Source organism: Maribacter sp. PR66 (genome assembly GCF_028464205.1).
Taxonomy (GTDB): Bacteria; Bacteroidota; Bacteroidia; order Flavobacteriales; family Flavobacteriaceae; genus Maribacter; species Maribacter flavus.
Window position 1 is genome coordinate 293,231 of sequence record NZ_JAQPCH010000003.1, and the last position, 17,786, is coordinate 311,016.

Here is a 17,786-nt window from a genome sequence, read left to right on the forward strand (position 1 = left end):
AATTAGAACCCTGAAACCAAGGATATGATTTATTGACGTTCCCCTATCGCAACGTGGAATCATCGTAAATAGGGGTATTGAACGGGAGGCACAAAACAAAAGGATGCTTTTTTTGTTTTTTAGTTGGTATATGTAAAATTAGAAATTATATTTGCAGCCGCATTCCCCATAGCTATGGGGGCGTAAAGGTACCTTAGCTCAGTTGGTAGAGCAACGGACTGAAAATCCGTGTGTCCCTGGTTCGATTCCTGGAGGTACCACTTAACGCAGCGAACCCGCTCCTTCAAGAGCGGGTTTTTTATTTACCGGATTTTTGGTAAGCTTGATTGATCAAAAAAGTAGGAAAATAAAAAAGCAGCTGCCATGGGCAGCTGGGTTCGCTATTTTCAATTGTGGTTCCGATGGAACAACAAGCAAAGCGAAGTTATCTGCTGGAGGTAAGGAAAATAAAAACTTAAATCACGTTAAGTTTACCAAGGATTCAAACCCAATACTACCACCATCCCCACATTAACCGTATCTTGTATTCCTAAAAGAGCTTCTTATTTTGATACGAATCCATGAAGAAATGCCCATTGAAACACTCCAAGCCTTTTTGGCGGAGCGTCAATGGTTACAACCCAATGAAAAAATCGACCGACTTTCCAAAGCCGGGGAGGGCAATATGAACGTCGTGCTAAAAGTACACACCGATCAGCGTTCTTTTGTTCTAAAACAATCGCGTGAGTATGTACAGAAGTATCAGGACATCTCCGCCCCTATTGAACGTATCGCCGTAGAGCACGCATTTTATAGTGCTTTAAAACACCAAGACCTGCAAAAACACTTGCCAAAAATCTTGGGCTTTGATAAAGATGCCTACCTATTATATATGGAAGATTTGGGCGATTGTAAGGACATGACCTATCTATACCACCAACGGAATATTGACCAACGTCAATTGAATACCTTGGTGGAAGTACTTCACAAAATACATAGCAGCAAGGCCCCCAAGGATTTTCCCGAGAATATGGAAATGCGCCAACTCAACCACCAACACATTTTTGTGCTTCCTTTTATGGAGGACAACGGCTTCTCATTGGACACCGTTCAACAAGGACTGCAAGGTTTGGCCGCGCCCTATAAAAGTAATCCTGAATTAAAGTCGGTCATTTCCGAACTTGGAAAGAAATACCTCAGCCAAGGGGATACCCTACTGCATGGGGATTATTACCCGGGCAGTTGGATGTCCAAAAACGAGGAGATTTTTGTACTAGACCCTGAATTCGGTTTTTTGGGTTTCCCCGAATTCGATTTGGGCGTCATGGCCGCCCACCTCATCATGGCCACACACGATGCGACTTTCGTGGAAAGTTTATCCAAAACGTATCCCGGCAAGCATGACAAACCATTGGTAGCACAAATAGCCAGTGTGGAAATCATGCGTCGGCTTATCGGTCTGGCACAGCTTCCCTTGGAACGCAGTATAGAAGAAAAGGAATCACTTTTGGCCCTGGCCGAAAAACTAATACTGTCTAAATAGCTAACAATATAAAACAATCAACACTTAGTTTTTGAGATTCAAACATGGTTTTAAAATGTCAAAAAATCTATTCTGTATTTTAAAAAAGTATGTCACTTCGAGTGGATTTTTCGATTGATAATGAGAAAAATTTTTATCGAGAAGCGATATTTTTCCATCGTTTAGTTCTCGATACGATTTTTCGTGCCTCAAAATCACTCGAACTGACGATTCATTAGGTTTTTGATACATATTTGTAAATAGTTCCAATATTGAATGGTAATAAGTATATTCTCTTCTTTCTAGATGACAGTCGGAAATTAGTTGACCCTAAAAGAGTATAAGCCTATGAAAAATCATCATCCAAGCCTTAGCAAATACATTGTTGTCCTTTCGTTGGTTCTAATGTTTTCATGTAAGCAAAACGAGAAGGAAACCCCGATTATACCCGCACCAAAAAATACGGCATACACCTCGGATACCCTACAACTCTCCAAAGAAGCCTATTACGATAGGGTTTTGGGGGCATTGGTGGGGTCCGCCATTGGCGATGCCATGGGCGCAAGTACCGAAATGTGGCACCGGAAGGACATTCAGCTAAAATACGGATACATCACGGGACTTACGCCCGCCGAACGCGTACAGTCCCCGGAGGGCACTTGGGAAAACAACCTCCTCCAAGGTGCCACCACCGATGATACCCGCTGGAAATTTCTCATGACGGAATATTTTACACAATCCGAAGGGGAGCCAAATGCAACTTCCTTTTCAGAATTCATCAACGACTATTACGGGCAACTTACCAAAAACCTTTCCGATACCGGCCTGGCGACCCAAACCGACCTACTCGACCAAAAAATGGAACAGATCGATTGGATCAAGGAATGGGCCAGGGTCTCACTGGCCTACCAAAATGGTATGACCGAATATACCCGTGCCCTCAACCGATTTTACGGTGGTGAGATGTCCTGTGCCGGACAGTTGTATGCGCCCATGTTCGGGTTGATCGCCAACAATACCGAGGATGCCTATGCCCTTGGGTACGAGCATTCCCTATTCGATATTGGCTATGCCAAGGACATTACCGCCAGTGTATCGGCCATGACGCATATGGCCCTAAGGACCCAAAACATGGATTCCATTTTGAACGTGGTCCCCTTTACAGATATGGAGGGCTATCAGGACAGCCGCTTGGTGGGACGGATACCTTACAACATCTGGGTAGCTTCCACAAACCAAATCCGAAGTATCAAAAAACTTAGCAAAGCAGGTGCGATCCACAACGAAAATATAGCCAACAAAATCGTCCCACCTCAAAATTATCCTGGGTCCGCCATTGATTGGGAACAACAGGAAATGTCCTATGCCTTCTTGGAAAAAGAGCAAAAAGCCATTCCCTTTCATTCCGGGGAAATCTGGCAAATCCTGATTACAGGTCTGGCCTTTGGCGAAGGTGATTTTTTAATAACGATACAATACATCGTAAACTATGGCCGGGACAATGACACTGTCGCCGCCGTGGCGGGGATGGTATTGGGTGCGAAAACCGGTTATCAAAACCTACCAAAAGAGATAAAGGAAGAGGTCGTGAAGGTAAATCGGGATCATCTGGGCATCGATTTGGAGGCCATGGCCCAAAGGATTACCGATTTAAAGTACCCTTAATCCCAAATCCGCATCACCTTACTTTCGGAAAGACTGTCTATTTTCTGTTCGGTGTCCGATGTATTCTCCAAGGTAAGTTCCGTATAATCGACATTGGGAAAGATTTGGTTCGTCATCACGTACTGACCCTTGTTCAAAAAGATTTCCAAGGAAGACTTGTCCAAAAGCATCCGGACTTCAATGGCAACGGTAGGCAAATTGGGAACAGGCATATGCTGCTTTCCGAGGACAAATTCGGGTTTAAAATCCACCTTCCCAGATTTGGAACGGTCTAATGAAAACATCTTATCCTTTTGATTTAGCTGTAATACCAGACTATCCCCCTCCGGATTGCTAAAAATCCATTTGCTGTCCAAAGCCTCCATGTGAAAACGAATCTCAGATTGGTTCCCGTATTTAAGGGGGATTTGGGTCCGCTGTTCCGGTTTAAGTGCCACGGGTGTCTCGCCATAGGAGTGCTCCACGATTTCGTCAAAATTGGCAATGGGGTAGCTATACAGTTCCAAGGTTCCGTTGTTTTTATGGAGCGAAAGGTTTCGGGGTATCGTGTTGGCACTTCGCCACACTTCGGTGGGCGTGTCACGGGCATAGTCCCAATTGCTCATCCAGCCAATGAAGATTCGTTGGTTTTCGGGTACATTATTGTATGTGACGCCTGCATAGTTGTCCCGGCCCCAGTCGACCCATTTGGCCTCTTCTTGGTCGGTCGTAAAGGTGGTGCCATCAAAATCGCCCACAAAATATTGCGTGCCGCTTCCACCATTGGGCGCTCCAGGGTTGATACTGATGAGGAGAACCCATTTATCGGTATCGGTTCCTTCAACGTTCAACTTGAACATATCCGGACACTCCCAAACGCCCCCGTGCGCACCTTTGTCCTTCCCAAATTCGCTTACCTTTTCCCATGCCTTTAAATCGTTGGATTGCCAAATCTGTAGGTGGTCCCCCGCTACCAAAAGCATGGTCCAGTTGTTTTTGATCTCGTTCCAAAACACCTTGGGATCCCTAAAATCGCGCATACCATCATTCTTAATAACCGGGTTTCCATCATACTTGGTCCAGCTATCCCCATTGTCCAGACTATAGGCGATTCCCTGGGTCTGATAATCGGTTCTTCCCGCTTTCTCACCCTCCATATCATGGTAGGTGAAAATGGCTACCAAGGGCGGATTTTCTCCCGTTCCAAACCCCGAATTATTGTTGGTGTCCACCACCGCGGATCCAGAAAAAATCAGTCCGTGTTCATCCGGAAACAACGCTACGGGCTTATGCTCCCAATGGATCAAGTCCTTACTTGTGGCATGGCCCCAATGCATGGGCCCCCAGACGATATCATCCGGATAATATTGATAGAACAAGTGGTAGATTCCCTTATGATAAACCAAACCGTTAGGATCGTTCATCCATTTTTCCTCTGGGGAAAAATGAAACTGCGGCCTATAGGCTTCGGTGTAATAGGAAGTTACATCAGGATTTTCCATAGGTTCATTTTTGGAAGCTTCCTTGCATGCATTCAGGCACAAAAGAATCAAAAAGATAGGGAGGGTAGACTTAATCATTACGAACAATTTAAGATAGTGCAATATGCGACCTTCGCACCTAAAATACTACCTTTGTATAGATGTCGCAAAAAGTTTTATCCTTTCTGGTCTTACCGTTCCTTTTGCTTGTGCATTCCCATGCGATAAGGGCGCAACGCAGTTTGGACAACACCCTAAAATTGCTGAACAAGGAGACGGTTCCCTACATCCAACCGGAGAACCTACAACCCAATGATTCCATTGTACTCTTAGATGCCCGGGAATTGGGTGAATTTGAAGTAAGCCACTTAAAGGATGCCGTTTGGGTGGGCAATTCCGATTTCGACCCGGATAAAGTCCTGCAAACCCTTCCCCAAAAGGAACAAGCTATTGTCGTATACTGCTCCATAGGCGTACGATCCGAGGACATTGGCGAGAAACTACAGGAATTGGGCTACACCAACGTAAAGAACCTCTATGGCGGCATCTTTGAATGGAAGAACAAAAACAGAACGGTATACAATTCACAGGGTATGGAAACGGACAGTGTTCACGCCTTTAACCGTTTGTGGGGACGCTTGTTGAAAAATGGGATTAAGGTTTACCAACCCTGAACGACCAATGACGTGCCATCTTAATTTCCTAAAGAAAAAACAGTACTGACACTTGGGTATTCTACAGACCAACAAAAGCGAAAAGAACGAAAAAACCATAGATTTTACCTTGGCCAACAGCAAGAACCTGCTCCTCATCTTCACCAGAAACCCGGAACTTGGCAAGGGCAAAAGGCGCTTGGCGGCAACCTTGGGAGACCAAGCGGCTTTGGATATTTATAATTTCTTACTGGAACATACCGTAAAGATTACCTCCGGATTGTATACTGATAAAATTGTTTACTATTCCGATGAAGTCTGGGAACAGGACATTTGGGACAACAAGATCTATGGAAAAAGGCTTCAGGTTGGCGACCATTTGGGCACCCGGATGCTCAATGCCTTTCAGGACGGGTTTGCCAGCGGATATGAAAAAATAGTCATCATTGGGAGCGATATGTACGACCTGTCCCAAGAAAATCTGGAAGAAGCATTTAGGGTACTAGCGCAAAACGATTTTGTCTTGGGCCCCGCCGAAGATGGCGGTTATTACCTCTTGGGCATGAAAAAGCTGAAACCTGCCCTTTTTATAGATAAGGAGTGGGGAACAGAGACCGTTTTAAGGGATACCTTGAACGATTTGGAAAACGAAAAAAAGATACTTTTAAAAACCAAAAACGATGTTGATTATTACGAGGACATAAAGGACATACCTGCCTTTGCCCCGTTTTTAAAAAATAGATAAGCATGCAAAAGAAACAATTGGAAGAATCGGTCGCCTATTTAAAATCCAAGGGGTTTGAAAACCCGGAAATAGGAATCGTGCTGGGTACCGGATTGGGAAAACTGGTCGAGGAAATTCAGGATCCCATTGAAGCACATTATAACCATATACCATTCTTTCCCCTCGCTACGGTAGAATTCCACACGGGAAAGCTTCTCTATGGCACCATCGAGGACAAAAAAGTAGTGGTCATGCAAGGCAGGTTCCACCTGTACGAAGGGTATGACTTTCTGGATATCACCTACCCCATTCGGGTGATGCACATGCTCGGTATTTCAAAGCTATTCATCTCCAATGCCGCGGGAGCCATCAACCTCGATTTTAAAAAGGGCGATATGATGTTGATCGAGGACCACATCAACTTGCAAGGGGGGTCACCGCTGGCTTTCAAAAACGTGTCTGAATTTGGACCCCGTTTTGTGGACATGTCCCAACCCTACGACAAGGACATGCGAAAAAAACTTTTAGAAATTGCCAAAGAACATGGCATTTCGCTAAAATCCGGCGTATATGCATCCGTGGTGGGGCCGCAGTTGGAAACCAGGGCGGAATACAGAATGCTGAAAATATTGGGTGCCGATGCCGTGGGAATGAGCACCGTACCCGAGGTCATTGTAGCGAATCATTTGGAACTGCCCATTGTGGCCGTTTCCGTACTGACCGATGAATGCGACCCGGATCATCTGGAGCCCGTAAACATATCTGAAATACTGGCCATCGCCGAAGCGACCGAACCCAAGATGGTAAAACTCTTCAGGGAACTGATCAAGCAGCTATAAACGTGTTTGGCCCTACCTGGGAATTTAATATGCAAAAGGAAGTACCCAATATCAGTATCATCATCCCCGTCCTGAACGAGGAAGACTATATACAACGGGTATTGGCCAAGATTTTAGAGAATACCCGCCTGGACCAGGTCATGGAAATCCTGGTCGTGGACGGCGGTAGCACGGACCAAACCGTTTTTTTTGCCCAAAAATTTGGGGCCCGGGTTATATCCAGCGAAAAAGGCAGGGCCAAACAAATGAACTGGGGCGCTAAAAATGCATCGGGCGATATTTTGTATTTCTTACACGTGGACAGCCTTCCGCCACCGGGTTTCGATACACAGGTTCTAAAAGTGTTTAAGGAAGGAAAACGGGCAGGATGCTTCCGACTCAAATTCGATTCGCCCAGTCCCTTTCTGGGATTTTTCGCTTGGTGTACCAAAATAAACCGACCTATATGCCGTGGCGGTGACCAATCCCTTTTTGTGAAGAAGGAACTTTTTGAAACGCTTGGCGGATTTGATGAAAACTACAAAGTCTACGAGGACAATGAGTTTATTGGACGATTGTACAAAAAGACGCCGTTCAAGGTCATCAATGATTATGTGGAAACTTCGGCACGAAGGTACATGGAAAAGGGAATGGTCCGCCTTCAATATCATTTCGCCATGATACACCTTAAGTATTATTTGGGCAAGGGTCCGGAAAATATATATGACTATTACAGGAAGAACATCGCCCTGTAACCCGGTTTATGCATTAGAGAAGTGTCGTGAAAGTAAAAGCGCAAAAAAATAACGTGGTTTGGAAATTTCAGCATAGCACCGCTATGGTGAAATTGAAAACACGGGGCAACCTTTTATTTTGAAGGGATTTTTAGCTGCAACAGCTTTTCTAATGTATAATCCGGATTGAACTACCGCTCCTCATAATCCAGTATCACACCTTCTGAAATCCATTTGGCCAATGCCTGCCTATTGTCCGGGTCCAGAATACGTCGTTGGTCCTTTTCATTACGGATATTCCCGATCTCGATAAAGGTCATGGCCGGATGCGTCTTTTTGACCAGGAACAGGGAAGTACGGTCCTCAAAAGTTCCGGAATAGGTCCTATTGGGCTGGTACTGTTTGTATTTCGCCTCGAAGGTCTTGTGGATACTCTCCGCCAGCCGCTTCCCATTTTGGCTCTTTTCATGATGGTAAAAGAACACATCTATATTCTGGCCAACGCTCCTGCTGTCCACATGGGTAACAATGAGCCGCTGGTAGGCACCTTTGTTTTGTTTGTACAAATCGTTCACGATATCCACGCGCTGTTGCAGTCTATCCCGTTGGTTCAATGGAATGACCTTATCGGGATAGGCGACCTCGTCCCGGTCCATTTCCAGGATGCGTTCCTCGCGAATGCCATCGTTTTCATCCCTGATTATAATATATACCGATGCCCCATGCCCCAAAAGTTCCTTGGCCAAACGCAAGGTAATGTCATAGGCATACTCATCCTCCGATATGGATTTGCCCGCATACACGGCCATTGCCCCCGGGTCCGGACCGCCGTGGCCGGATACCAAATAGTAGATGGCACCTTTCAGGCGTTCACTCTTGGATAGCACCGTTTTGTGCTTCTCCCCAAAAATATCGTAAGTCTTGGCCTCCACTTCCTTCACTTCCTTGGCCTGCCGCTGGATGGAATCCACCACGGGTATGGTGTCCAAGGGCACTTTGGGAATGGCATAGGTCCTACCCTCGTACAAATGAACGCTGTCCCGTAAATTATCGAGGTTGATGTCCACAAATTCATGGTAATATTCATACGGGTTCACCCCATGTTTTCGCAAAAGGGAATAAATGCCGTCACCTTTTTCCGCAGTAACGGTGGCCAAGGTATCCTGCCCATGTACAGGGAAAAATTGGAAGGAGAAAACAAAAATAAACAAGATAAATTTCCGCATCATACACTTACCAAAATCAAAGTCCATGCCGAAGAATCCAAGATATTCCCCACTAATTTTCAAAATTCAACTGGGAGTAATCCTCCAGAATGCCGTCGTTCAACAGACCTACTAAAGGTTTCTTTTCGGATTTTAGGTTAAATCCGCCCTGTAAGGGTTTGGAACCATCGGTAAAGTTCAAAATTACGATGGGCGGAACCAAGTTGTTGGCAAAATACAAACTGGCGTCGTCCTTAAAGGGATTCGTTTCGTTCTTTCCCTTTACGGGAACCGAAGTGTTTTTTCGCAATACGTTCTCCAAAACGGAAGCGAATTGTCTACCTTCACTACTTTTAGGATTATGGCTAATACGTACGACCGAATTTTCCCGTGGTCCAAAAGCGTCCTCAATTAGAATCACGCGTTGGTAGGCGCCCTTATGCCTCAAATATTTTTTATTGATCGCGCTGGAAAAATTTCCGTACATCTCCTTTTTTGCCACAAGGGACAGCGAATCCGAAATCGCCGCCGCTATTTTGGAATCTTCCAAAAGATAGACCCGCGCCCCTTTTACCATTAGGTCATTGGCCAATTGGCGTGTGAGTGCGTCAAACCGTTTTTTAGATTCGGTACCACCGGAATGCACAAAGTAATAGACCGTATTTTGCAAGGTGGTATCCTTTTGGTTCATCAGGGACAACTCCGTTTCATTGAAAATGGGAGCTTCTACCTCTTCGCCCGTATCGATTCGGACCCCAGTGCGCTTAAAGGAGTCTGGCGCATCCGGAAGAATGTATTCCTTCCCCACAATCAACTCGCTACCGTTCTTGATGTTATCGGCATTCAACTTCAGGAACTGCTCATAGTAATTAATAGGATGGATTCCGGATTTCCGCAAAACGGAAAAGATACCATCCCCCGTTTTTGCCACAATGGTATTGGACGTTTCTTGGGCCACGGCTGCATGGATACATAGTAAAAAAAAGCAAATGGATAAGCTCCTAAAAACGGAACTAGGTATAGGGTTGTGCATGCTGATAGTATTCCTGTTACAAAGATTACCAAAAATAATAGCCCTTTCAAAACAGTGGCCAACTAATTTTCAAGGGGTTTACTATAAATCAATCCTTATGTAGCCTGTAATAGTTGGCAATAATGGCCTGTGAAGGTTTGTTCTGGGGGGTGAATCGATTATCCTTTTCCCCGCCAGAACGGTCATGCTGTATGAACCATTTCCAGACGAAGCCGCCAGCGAACCATTCCTCGCCCCAAAACTCCTCAAAAATGGCCTTTTTGGCGTTGGACTGACCCTCCATATTTACGCCCTCCTCGGTTCTATCCACCAACCAGGGCTTTTTGGCGGTGTAGTCCATGGATCGGTAGCCGTATTCCGTAAACAGCACCGGTCTTTGTACTTGGAGGGCCAATTGGGAAATTTTCTCTTTCCAGGGCTGCCAGCCGGCCTTTAATTCCGCTACGGAAGGTGTTTTGGACTCCGATAAAGGAAAATAGGCATCTATGCCGATGAAATCGAGTTGGTTCCAAAAGGGCGTTCTGGCATATTCGTCCCAGTTGGCCGCATAAGTCAGCTTACCGGAATAGATTTTCCGGATTTTCGCGATGAGCTCGTTCCAGTATTCCGGCCGGTTCTTTATAAAGGTCTCCAGTTCCGTCCCGATGCAAAAAATAGGCGTATTGGTCTCCTGTGCCAACGCTGCATAGTTTAAAATAAACTTGTCGTAAGATTCCTCCAGCACCTTCCAATCTTCGGGCGATTTCATGGCGATGGTACCCGTAAACTGACCGCCCCCGATCCAAATCTGGGGTTTTACCATCACTTGGATCCCGTTCTTCTTTAAAAGTTCGATGTACTGTTTTGCGCCTTTTCTGGTTTCCCCGAACCATTGTCTCTCCGTATCGAAAATAATTTCGGGCGAAGCCAAATCACGTATAAAACCAAAGGGCATTACGGCCGCACTGTTGGCATGGATCTTAATGATCTCGTCTACGTGGGGCTGCGCCGCCTCTTCCCGGGAAGCTACAAAACTGACGCCGTTCCACTTTTTCTGTGCCTTTCCATTACAACAGAATTGGAGAAAACATACAAGAATTAGACCTAATTTCCTCATAGTGAATCAATCTAAAATCTAAAGTAATGTATTTAGGCTTTCCAAGTAAGTCCATTTTTTAAAGTGAAGTGTTAAACTTTTTATTACTACAGATCATACATGCTATACAAATCAAAGAAATCAAACCTATTTCCATAGGACATTCCTATCTAAATTCTTTATAACTTAACATGGCTTGTTAAGGAATTCGTTTTTAGAACGACCCACACTATAACTAAATCAACCGGCCCATGGAACACATCGTCATTATTGGAAACGGCATATCGGGCGTGACCCTTGCCCGACACATCCGTAAACTATCCGACAAAAAAATCACCATCATTTCTTCCGAATCCGATTATTTCTTTTCACGTACCGCCCTTATGTACGTGTACATGGGCCACATGAAATTTGAACACACACAGCCATACGAAAACAACTTTTGGAAGAAAAACAGGATAGAATTAGTAAACGGCTATGTTGAAAAGGTGCTTCCGGACCAAAAAACGGTGTCTCTTTCCAATGGCGACCGCATTGAATACGATGCCCTGGTCATCGCCACGGGCTCCAAACCCAACAAATTTGGGTGGCCCGGTCAGGATTTAAAAGGTGTACAAGGGCTTTATTCCAAACAGGATCTGGAGCAATTGCAGAAAAATGCACCAAACAACAAAATCTGTAAACGTGCCGTCATTGTAGGCGGCGGGCTCATTGGCATAGAAATGGCCGAAATGCTACGAAGTAGGGATATCCCGGTGACCTTTTTGGTGCGTGAGTCCAGCTTTTGGAACGGGGTCTTGCCCAATGGGGAATCTGAAATGATCAACGAGCACATCAGGGAGCACCATATTGATTTACTGTTGGATACCAATTTAAAAGAGATATTATCTGATGAGAATGGCCGGGCCAAAGCTGTAGTGACAGATAAGGGAGAAACTATTGCTTGTGATGTGGTAGGGTTGACCGCTGGCGTAACCCCCAACATAGATTTCCTTAAGAATTCCGGTATTGAACTCGGAAAAGGAATCAAGGTAAACCGAATGCTACAAACCAACATCGAGGACATCTACGCTATTGGCGATTGTGCGGAACAACACGAGGCCATTGGGTTGCGTAGACCCATAGAGGCCGTTTGGTATACGGGCAGGATGATGGGCGAGACCTTGGCGCAGACACTTTGCGGCAACCCCACCGAATACAATCCTGGGCACTGGTTCAACTCGGCCAAATTCTTGGATATTGAATATCAGACCTATGGCTGGGTGTTCAGCGAACCAAACAAAAAGGAATATGAAGAACATTTTCATTGGCGACATCCCAAGGAAAAACTTTGTATCACTATTGCCTTCCACAAAGACACTCATGAGTTTTTGGGCATCAATAACTTTGGCATACGATTACGGCATGAACTGTTCGATAGATGGCTGAATGAAAAACGAAGCGTGGAATATGTATTGGAACATTTAAAGGATGTGAATTTTGACCCGGAACTCTATGAGACATATGAGGAGGCCATTGTATCTAAATTTAATCAAGATTTTCACCAAAACATCAGACCAAAAAAGAAAAGTTGGAAGCGGATATTAAATCTTGCCTAACCTTACCAACAGTTAAAAACAACTTGTATGCGTACTCTAGACAAAAGCATGTCATTGGCCGGGGAACCGCCAAAGGCCTTGAACACCAACCAGAAAATATCCGTGTTGATCGGTATGACCGGTCTTGGCATTCTTGTCCTACAACTCTTCAACCTGCAATTGGGCAACAGTGCCCTTTGGCTAAGCATATCACTCCTGCTTATTTTCTTGGGCGTGTTCCTATTTTCCCAAGCGGCCTATGCACATAAACATGAGGGTATCAAAAACGATGGGGTGTGGTTCAAGTCCATTTCTAGCAGGGGCTTTTTAGGCTGGTTGACAGGAATTGCCCTGACGGGATTTTACATCGTACTTTATTTTTATCCGGAATATCTGGGTTTGGTTCAGGATGGGGATAACAAGGGTGTGATTGCCCTTTTTGACCCCTTGAGCAAGGCTTTGAGCGGGAATCCTGCCAGTCAGTGGTTCGTATATGGAGCCTTATATACTTTGGGCATACTGGCCTTTGGGTTAAAATTTATGTGGAAATACCGGCATAACGGCTACCAACGTTTGCGAACGCTAAGTGTTATGTTCTTCCAGACGGCCTTTGCCTTCATCATTCCCGAAATCATGGCTCGGTTAAACGGGGACCTACCCTATTACGACCTCAAGAATATGTGGCCACTGAACTACTATAATTTTGAGCGCTACCGGATAAACGGTTTTATAGATGCTGGGGATATTGGTTTGGCCATGTTGCTTTTTGGTATCCTCTCCATTTTTGTGATTTCACCTATTTTGACCTATAAATTCGGGAAACGATGGTACTGCTCTTGGGTGTGCGGTTGCGGTGCCCTGGCGGAAACGGTGGGGGACCCTTTTAGACAATTGAGCGATAAGTCCAAATTTGCCTGGAAGGTAGAAAGATGGGTAGTGCATAGCGTAGTAGTATTTGTAACCTTAATGACCACGGCCGTTATCTACTCCTATTTAGGGAACGACACCAGCAAATACTGGTTGACCAAAACCACCTTTCTTATTGGGGTATCCGTAATACTGACTGCAGTTTTCGCTTGGGCCATGATCTATAAAAGGGACCAACTTGAAAAGGATGCCCAGTACGGGGCCATAGGCTATTTTACCATCATTGCGGTGCTGATCGGTATGCACTTCTTTAGCGGTGACGGCAACATTTTCATATTCAAATCCAATACACTTAGGACCACCTACAGCTTTTTGATCGGTAGTATCTTTTCGGGTGTTATTGGTACGGGGTTCTATCCCATTTTTGGTAGCAGGGTATGGTGTCGCTTTGGGTGTCCCATGGCGGCCATCCTAGGATTTCAGCAACGCTTGTTTTCCAAATTTAGGATTACCACCAACGGGGGCCAGTGTATTTCCTGTGGCAACTGTTCCACCTATTGCGAGATGGGCATCGATGTACGCGCCTACGCCCAAAAAGGCGAGAATATCGTACGATCCAGTTGTGTGGGCTGTGGTATTTGCTCGGCGGTTTGCCCGCGGGGCGTACTCAAATTGGAAAATGGACCGCAGGAGGGTCGCATCAATCCAACCGAAATACTTTTGGGCAATGACGTTGATTTAATGAAGTTGGTGAATAGGAAGTAGTTCTCGAAAGGCCTGCCTTTAGCGGAGTTGTAACACTCGGAAAGACAGTCGAAAAACACAGTGTCACGCTGAGCCTGTGGAAGCGCAGGTCAATAAAAAAGTTCACTGAAATTTTATGTTATAGGTCCTCAAAAGGCCTGTCCTGAGCGTAGCCGAAGGACTTGGACTGACAGTCGTACATTATATGTCACGCTGAGCATGTCGAAGCGCATAAATTTGGTCCATATTAAAAGTGCCATCCCAAAAAGATGGTAAGTTATTGATACTTTTGCGACCTAATTATTTTTAGATGGTCAACCGCCTTTTCAATTAAGATAATGAAGGACATTAAAGTCATTATACCCGCCTTCAACGAAGCAGATTCCATTGCGCACGTCATCCACGACCTTCCAAAATCGGTTTCCGAAATAATAGTTATTAACAATGCATCTACCGATGCAACCGTTGAAAATGCCCGTGCCGCTGGGGCTACGGTGCTCACCGAGACCAAGAAAGGGTATGGGTATGCCTGTCTTTGCGGTATGGATTACATCGCCAAACAATCCAAACAACCGGATATTATCGTATTTATCGACGGAGACTACTCCGACTATCCGGAGGAATTGGATAAAGTTGTAGCTCCCATTATTGAAAACGATCTTGATTTTGTTGTAGGGGCCAGAAAAAAAAGTTTGCGGGAGGAAGGTTCCATGACCCCGCAACAGGTTTTTGGCAACCAATTGGCCACATTTTTAATGCGTTTGTTTTTTGGCTCTAAATTTACGGATTTGGGACCTTTTAGGGCGATAAAATACGAAAGTCTCAAAGAATTGAAAATGGAGGACAAAACGTACGGATGGACGGTAGAAATGCAATTGAAAATTTTGCGAAAAAAAATGGCATATACCGAAGTACCAGTGCGTTACAAAAAAAGAATTGGTGTTTCAAAAGTGTCCGGTACGGTAAAAGGTACTATCTTTGCCGGAGTAAAAATATTGGGTTGGATCTTTAAATACAGTTTAAAATAATATGGCACTTACCATCTCTTACATTATCATCGCGATCTATAGCATTTCACTGCTGTTGATCTTCTTTTACAGTTTGGCCCAATTGAACCTTTTGGTCAATTATCTTTCCCAAAAAAGGAAGAACCAAACGGCTCCAAAATTCAATTTATTGGATCCCAAGGAAATTCCTTTTGTGACCATTCAGCTTCCTGTGTACAACGAGGAATATGTAATGGAGCGGTTGTTGGAAAACATTGCCAAGATTGAATACCCAAAAAGCAAGTTGGAGATTCAGGTATTGGACGACTCTACCGATGACTCCGTGGCCGTTACCGCGCAACGCATATCCGAACTTCAGGAAACCGGATTGGACATACAGCATATCCGCAGAACGGATAGAACGGGCTTTAAGGCCGGTGCCCTTAAAGAGGGTCTTAAGATTGCAAAAGGCGAGTTCATCGCTATTTTTGATGCCGACTTTATGCCGTCTGCTGATTGGTTGAAGAAAACCGTTATCTATTTCAAGGATCCGGAAATTGGCGTGGTACAGACCCGTTGGGGACACTTGAACCGTGACTACTCCACCTTGACCAAAATACAGGCCTTTGCCTTGGATGCACACTTCACCTTGGAGCAGGTAGGTAGAAATGCCAAAGGACACTTTATCAACTTTAACGGTACCGCTGGTATCTGGAGAAAAGAGACCATTTTGGATGCCGGTAACTGGGAAGGTGATACCCTGACCGAGGACCTGGACTTGAGCTATCGTGCCCAGTTGAAGAATTGGAAATTTAAGTATTTGGAGGATGTGGAGACGCCCGCCGAGCTTCCCGTAGTAATCAGTGCGGCCCGTTCCCAGCAGTTCCGTTGGAACAAAGGTGGTGCGGAAAACTTTAGAAAGACCGTTTGGAGCGTAATCACAGCGAAAAACATTCCGTTTAAGACCAAGTTTCATGGTGTCATGCACTTGTTGAACAGCAGTATGTTCCTTTGTGTTTTCATAGTGGCCTTTTTGAGTATCCCCATGCTGTACATAAAAAATATGTATGGGCATTTGGGTTGGGTATTTGAGGCGACCAGCTTCTTTATCCTAAGTACCATCATCCTTTTTATCTGTTATTGGTTTACCTACAAGAGCGTTCAGGGCAGTAGCTTTGACAATTTTGTGGACTATATAAAACTGTTCTTTACTTTTTTCTCGGTGGCCTTGGGCTTTTCCCTACACAACTCCATCGCGGTGTTGGAGGGCCACATGGGCAAGCGTAGTGAATTTGTGCGTACCCCCAAATTCAATATCAATAACCTGACACAAAGCTGGAAGGGCAACAAATATTTGGCAAAGAAACTGTCCCCCAACATGGTTTTGGAATTCGCCTTAATGCTGTACTTCCTTTTTGGCATGTACAGTGCAGTACCCTTAAATGATTTTGGACTGTTCCCATTCCATTTTATGTTGTTCCTAGGCTTTAGCTTTGTATTCTTTAAGAGCTTAACGGCCAGGGCATAAAAGACAAATTTGTTTAAATATAAAGGACGGCTATGGCCGTCCTTTTTTTATTGCAATATATGACCCGCAAAACTTTTATGGTATTGGAAAAAACCAATCTCAAGAACGAAGAAAGAAATGGTATTTCAAAGGGTTTTGGGGAACACGATTAAAGTTAAAGCGATTCACCAAAAGAAGAGTCTTTAAGAAACGTGGAAAAAACAATGTTATGGTAAACTAATTTTTTAGTGTACATTTAACACTAATTAAATCTGTAATACCGAACAAATTATGAGACCATTTTTAAAGACGTGTACGCTATTTCTCTTTTTTGCGGCAATAAGTTTTACCTCCTGTAAATCCGACCCAGAACCAACTGCAGAAGTAGATCTGGTAATTGAAACCACCAACGGAAAGATAACCGGAAGCGTAAATGATAGCGTTTATGCCTACAAGGGAATTCCCTATGCCAAGGCAGAAAGATTTATGCCTCCACAAGATCCCGAGGCTTGGGACGATGTACGCGAATGTACGGATTTTGGGCCTGTAGCCAGACAAGTAGTGCCTTGGTATCCTGATGAGATGCAGAGCGAGACAGATCTGTTTAGCCTGAACATCTGGACCCGTGGAATAAAAGACGGTAAAAAACGTCCCGTAATGGTTTGGTTACACGGGGGTGGATTTTTTGTGGGTGCCAGTAACGACCCCATGACTTATGGAGAGGCCTTGGCCAAGAAAGGAGATATTGTAATGGTTTCGGTCAATCATAGATTAAACATTCTAGGATTTCTTGACCTGTCCGCTTATGGCGATTCCTATGCACAATCGGCAAATGTGGGCATGCTGGACATCGTAAAAGCGCTGGAATGGACCAAAAATAATATTGCAAAATTTGGGGGAGACCCTTCGGATGTGACCATTGTGGGAGAATCCGGGGGTGGCGGAAAAGTAGGCACCTTAATGTGCATGCCAGCTGCGAAAGGATTGTTCAACAAGGCGATTATACAAAGCGGTACCTTGATTAATTCAATGACCCAAGAGAAGTCACAGAAACTGGCCGCAAGCGTGCTTGAGAAATTAAACCTTACCCCTGAAGACGTTAAAAAGCTGGACACCATTCCGTATCATGATCTTGTGAAAGCAGGAAATGAGGCCGTAGCCGAAATTTCGGGCCCTAGAATTCCGGGTTCATCCGGAATGTTTGGTTTTGCACCCTCGGTAGATGGCGAGGTATTGC

15 protein-coding genes and 1 tRNA gene are annotated in these 17,786 nt (G+C 44.8%); 12 read left to right on the forward strand and 4 right to left on the reverse strand.

Features of this window, described 5'->3' with window-relative positions:
* Nucleotides 1-187 precede the first annotated feature (187 nt).
* From PP181_RS08785 to PP181_RS08795, 3 genes are all read left to right on the forward strand, one after another.
* Nucleotides 188-260 (forward strand) — tRNA-Phe (locus tag PP181_RS08785).
* A 287-nt stretch (nucleotides 261-547) separates the two neighbouring features.
* Nucleotides 548-1,522: a phosphotransferase gene (locus PP181_RS08790; protein ID WP_272636790.1), complete on the forward strand. Its 975-nt coding sequence runs from the start codon at nucleotides 548-550 to the stop codon at nucleotides 1,520-1,522.
* Nucleotides 1,523-1,849: 327 nt separating this feature from the next.
* The gene (locus tag PP181_RS08795; protein ID WP_272636791.1) at nucleotides 1,850-3,166 is read left to right on the forward strand and encodes an ADP-ribosylglycohydrolase family protein; all 1,317 of its coding nucleotides are present in this window, start codon (nucleotides 1,850-1,852) and stop codon (nucleotides 3,164-3,166) included.
* Here PP181_RS08795 and PP181_RS08800 read toward each other — a convergent pair.
* A complete protein-coding gene (locus PP181_RS08800) occupies nucleotides 3,163-4,725 on the reverse strand; it encodes a glycoside hydrolase family 32 protein (protein WP_272636792.1) in 1,563 nt (520 codons plus the stop codon). The two genes, PP181_RS08795 and PP181_RS08800, sit on opposite strands and share 4 nt — an antisense overlap.
* A gap of 62 nt (nucleotides 4,726-4,787) precedes the next feature.
* Between PP181_RS08800 and PP181_RS08805 the strand changes: the two genes are divergently transcribed.
* The 4 genes from PP181_RS08805 to PP181_RS08820 are packed head-to-tail and all read left to right on the forward strand — an operon-like array spanning nucleotide 4,788 to nucleotide 7,576.
* Nucleotides 4,788-5,300, forward strand: coding sequence for a rhodanese-like domain-containing protein (locus tag PP181_RS08805; RefSeq protein ID WP_272636793.1), 513 nt, complete (start codon nucleotides 4,788-4,790; stop codon nucleotides 5,298-5,300).
* A gap of 58 nt (nucleotides 5,301-5,358) precedes the next feature.
* Complete coding sequence (locus PP181_RS08810; RefSeq protein WP_272636808.1) at nucleotides 5,359-6,024, forward strand: TIGR04282 family arsenosugar biosynthesis glycosyltransferase; 666 nt, start codon at nucleotides 5,359-5,361, stop codon at nucleotides 6,022-6,024.
* A gap of 2 nt (nucleotides 6,025-6,026) precedes the next feature.
* The gene (locus PP181_RS08815; RefSeq protein ID WP_272636794.1) at nucleotides 6,027-6,842 is read left to right on the forward strand and encodes a purine-nucleoside phosphorylase; all 816 of its coding nucleotides are present in this window, start codon (nucleotides 6,027-6,029) and stop codon (nucleotides 6,840-6,842) included.
* A 29-nt stretch (nucleotides 6,843-6,871) separates the two neighbouring features.
* A complete protein-coding gene (locus PP181_RS08820) occupies nucleotides 6,872-7,576 on the forward strand; it encodes a TIGR04283 family arsenosugar biosynthesis glycosyltransferase (protein ID WP_272636795.1) in 705 nt (234 codons plus the stop codon).
* Between the two features lie 170 nt (nucleotides 7,577-7,746).
* Here the strand turns inward: PP181_RS08820 and PP181_RS08825 are convergent, their stop codons facing one another.
* The 3 genes from PP181_RS08825 to PP181_RS08835 form a co-directional block, all read right to left on the reverse strand.
* Entirely contained in the window at nucleotides 7,747-8,808 is a 1,062-nt protein-coding gene (locus PP181_RS08825; RefSeq protein ID WP_272636796.1) for an N-acetylmuramoyl-L-alanine amidase family protein, read from the reverse strand.
* Between the two features lie 25 nt (nucleotides 8,809-8,833).
* A complete protein-coding gene (locus PP181_RS08830) occupies nucleotides 8,834-9,793 on the reverse strand; it encodes a hypothetical protein (RefSeq protein WP_272636797.1) in 960 nt (319 codons plus the stop codon).
* Nucleotides 9,794-9,881: 88 nt separating this feature from the next.
* Nucleotides 9,882-10,889: a glycoside hydrolase family 113 gene (locus PP181_RS08835; RefSeq protein WP_272636798.1), complete on the reverse strand. Its 1,008-nt coding sequence runs from the start codon at nucleotides 10,887-10,889 to the stop codon at nucleotides 9,882-9,884.
* Between the two features lie 230 nt (nucleotides 10,890-11,119).
* Here PP181_RS08835 and PP181_RS08840 point away from each other — a divergent pair, with 230 nt between their 5' ends.
* The 5 genes from PP181_RS08840 to PP181_RS08860 all read left to right on the forward strand — a co-directional run.
* Nucleotides 11,120-12,466: an NAD(P)/FAD-dependent oxidoreductase gene (locus PP181_RS08840; protein WP_272636799.1), complete on the forward strand. Its 1,347-nt coding sequence runs from the start codon at nucleotides 11,120-11,122 to the stop codon at nucleotides 12,464-12,466.
* Between the two features lie 27 nt (nucleotides 12,467-12,493).
* Nucleotides 12,494-14,077: a 4Fe-4S binding protein gene (locus PP181_RS08845; protein ID WP_272636800.1), complete on the forward strand. Its 1,584-nt coding sequence runs from the start codon at nucleotides 12,494-12,496 to the stop codon at nucleotides 14,075-14,077.
* A gap of 317 nt (nucleotides 14,078-14,394) precedes the next feature.
* Complete coding sequence (locus tag PP181_RS08850; protein WP_138257052.1) at nucleotides 14,395-15,084, forward strand: glycosyltransferase family 2 protein; 690 nt, start codon at nucleotides 14,395-14,397, stop codon at nucleotides 15,082-15,084.
* A gap of 1 nt (nucleotide 15,085) precedes the next feature.
* Entirely contained in the window at nucleotides 15,086-16,570 is a 1,485-nt protein-coding gene (locus tag PP181_RS08855; RefSeq protein WP_272636801.1) for a cellulose synthase family protein, read from the forward strand.
* A gap of 270 nt (nucleotides 16,571-16,840) precedes the next feature.
* The coding region (locus tag PP181_RS08860) for a carboxylesterase family protein (RefSeq protein ID WP_272636802.1) at nucleotides 16,841-17,786 on the forward strand (946 nt) is incomplete at its 3' end.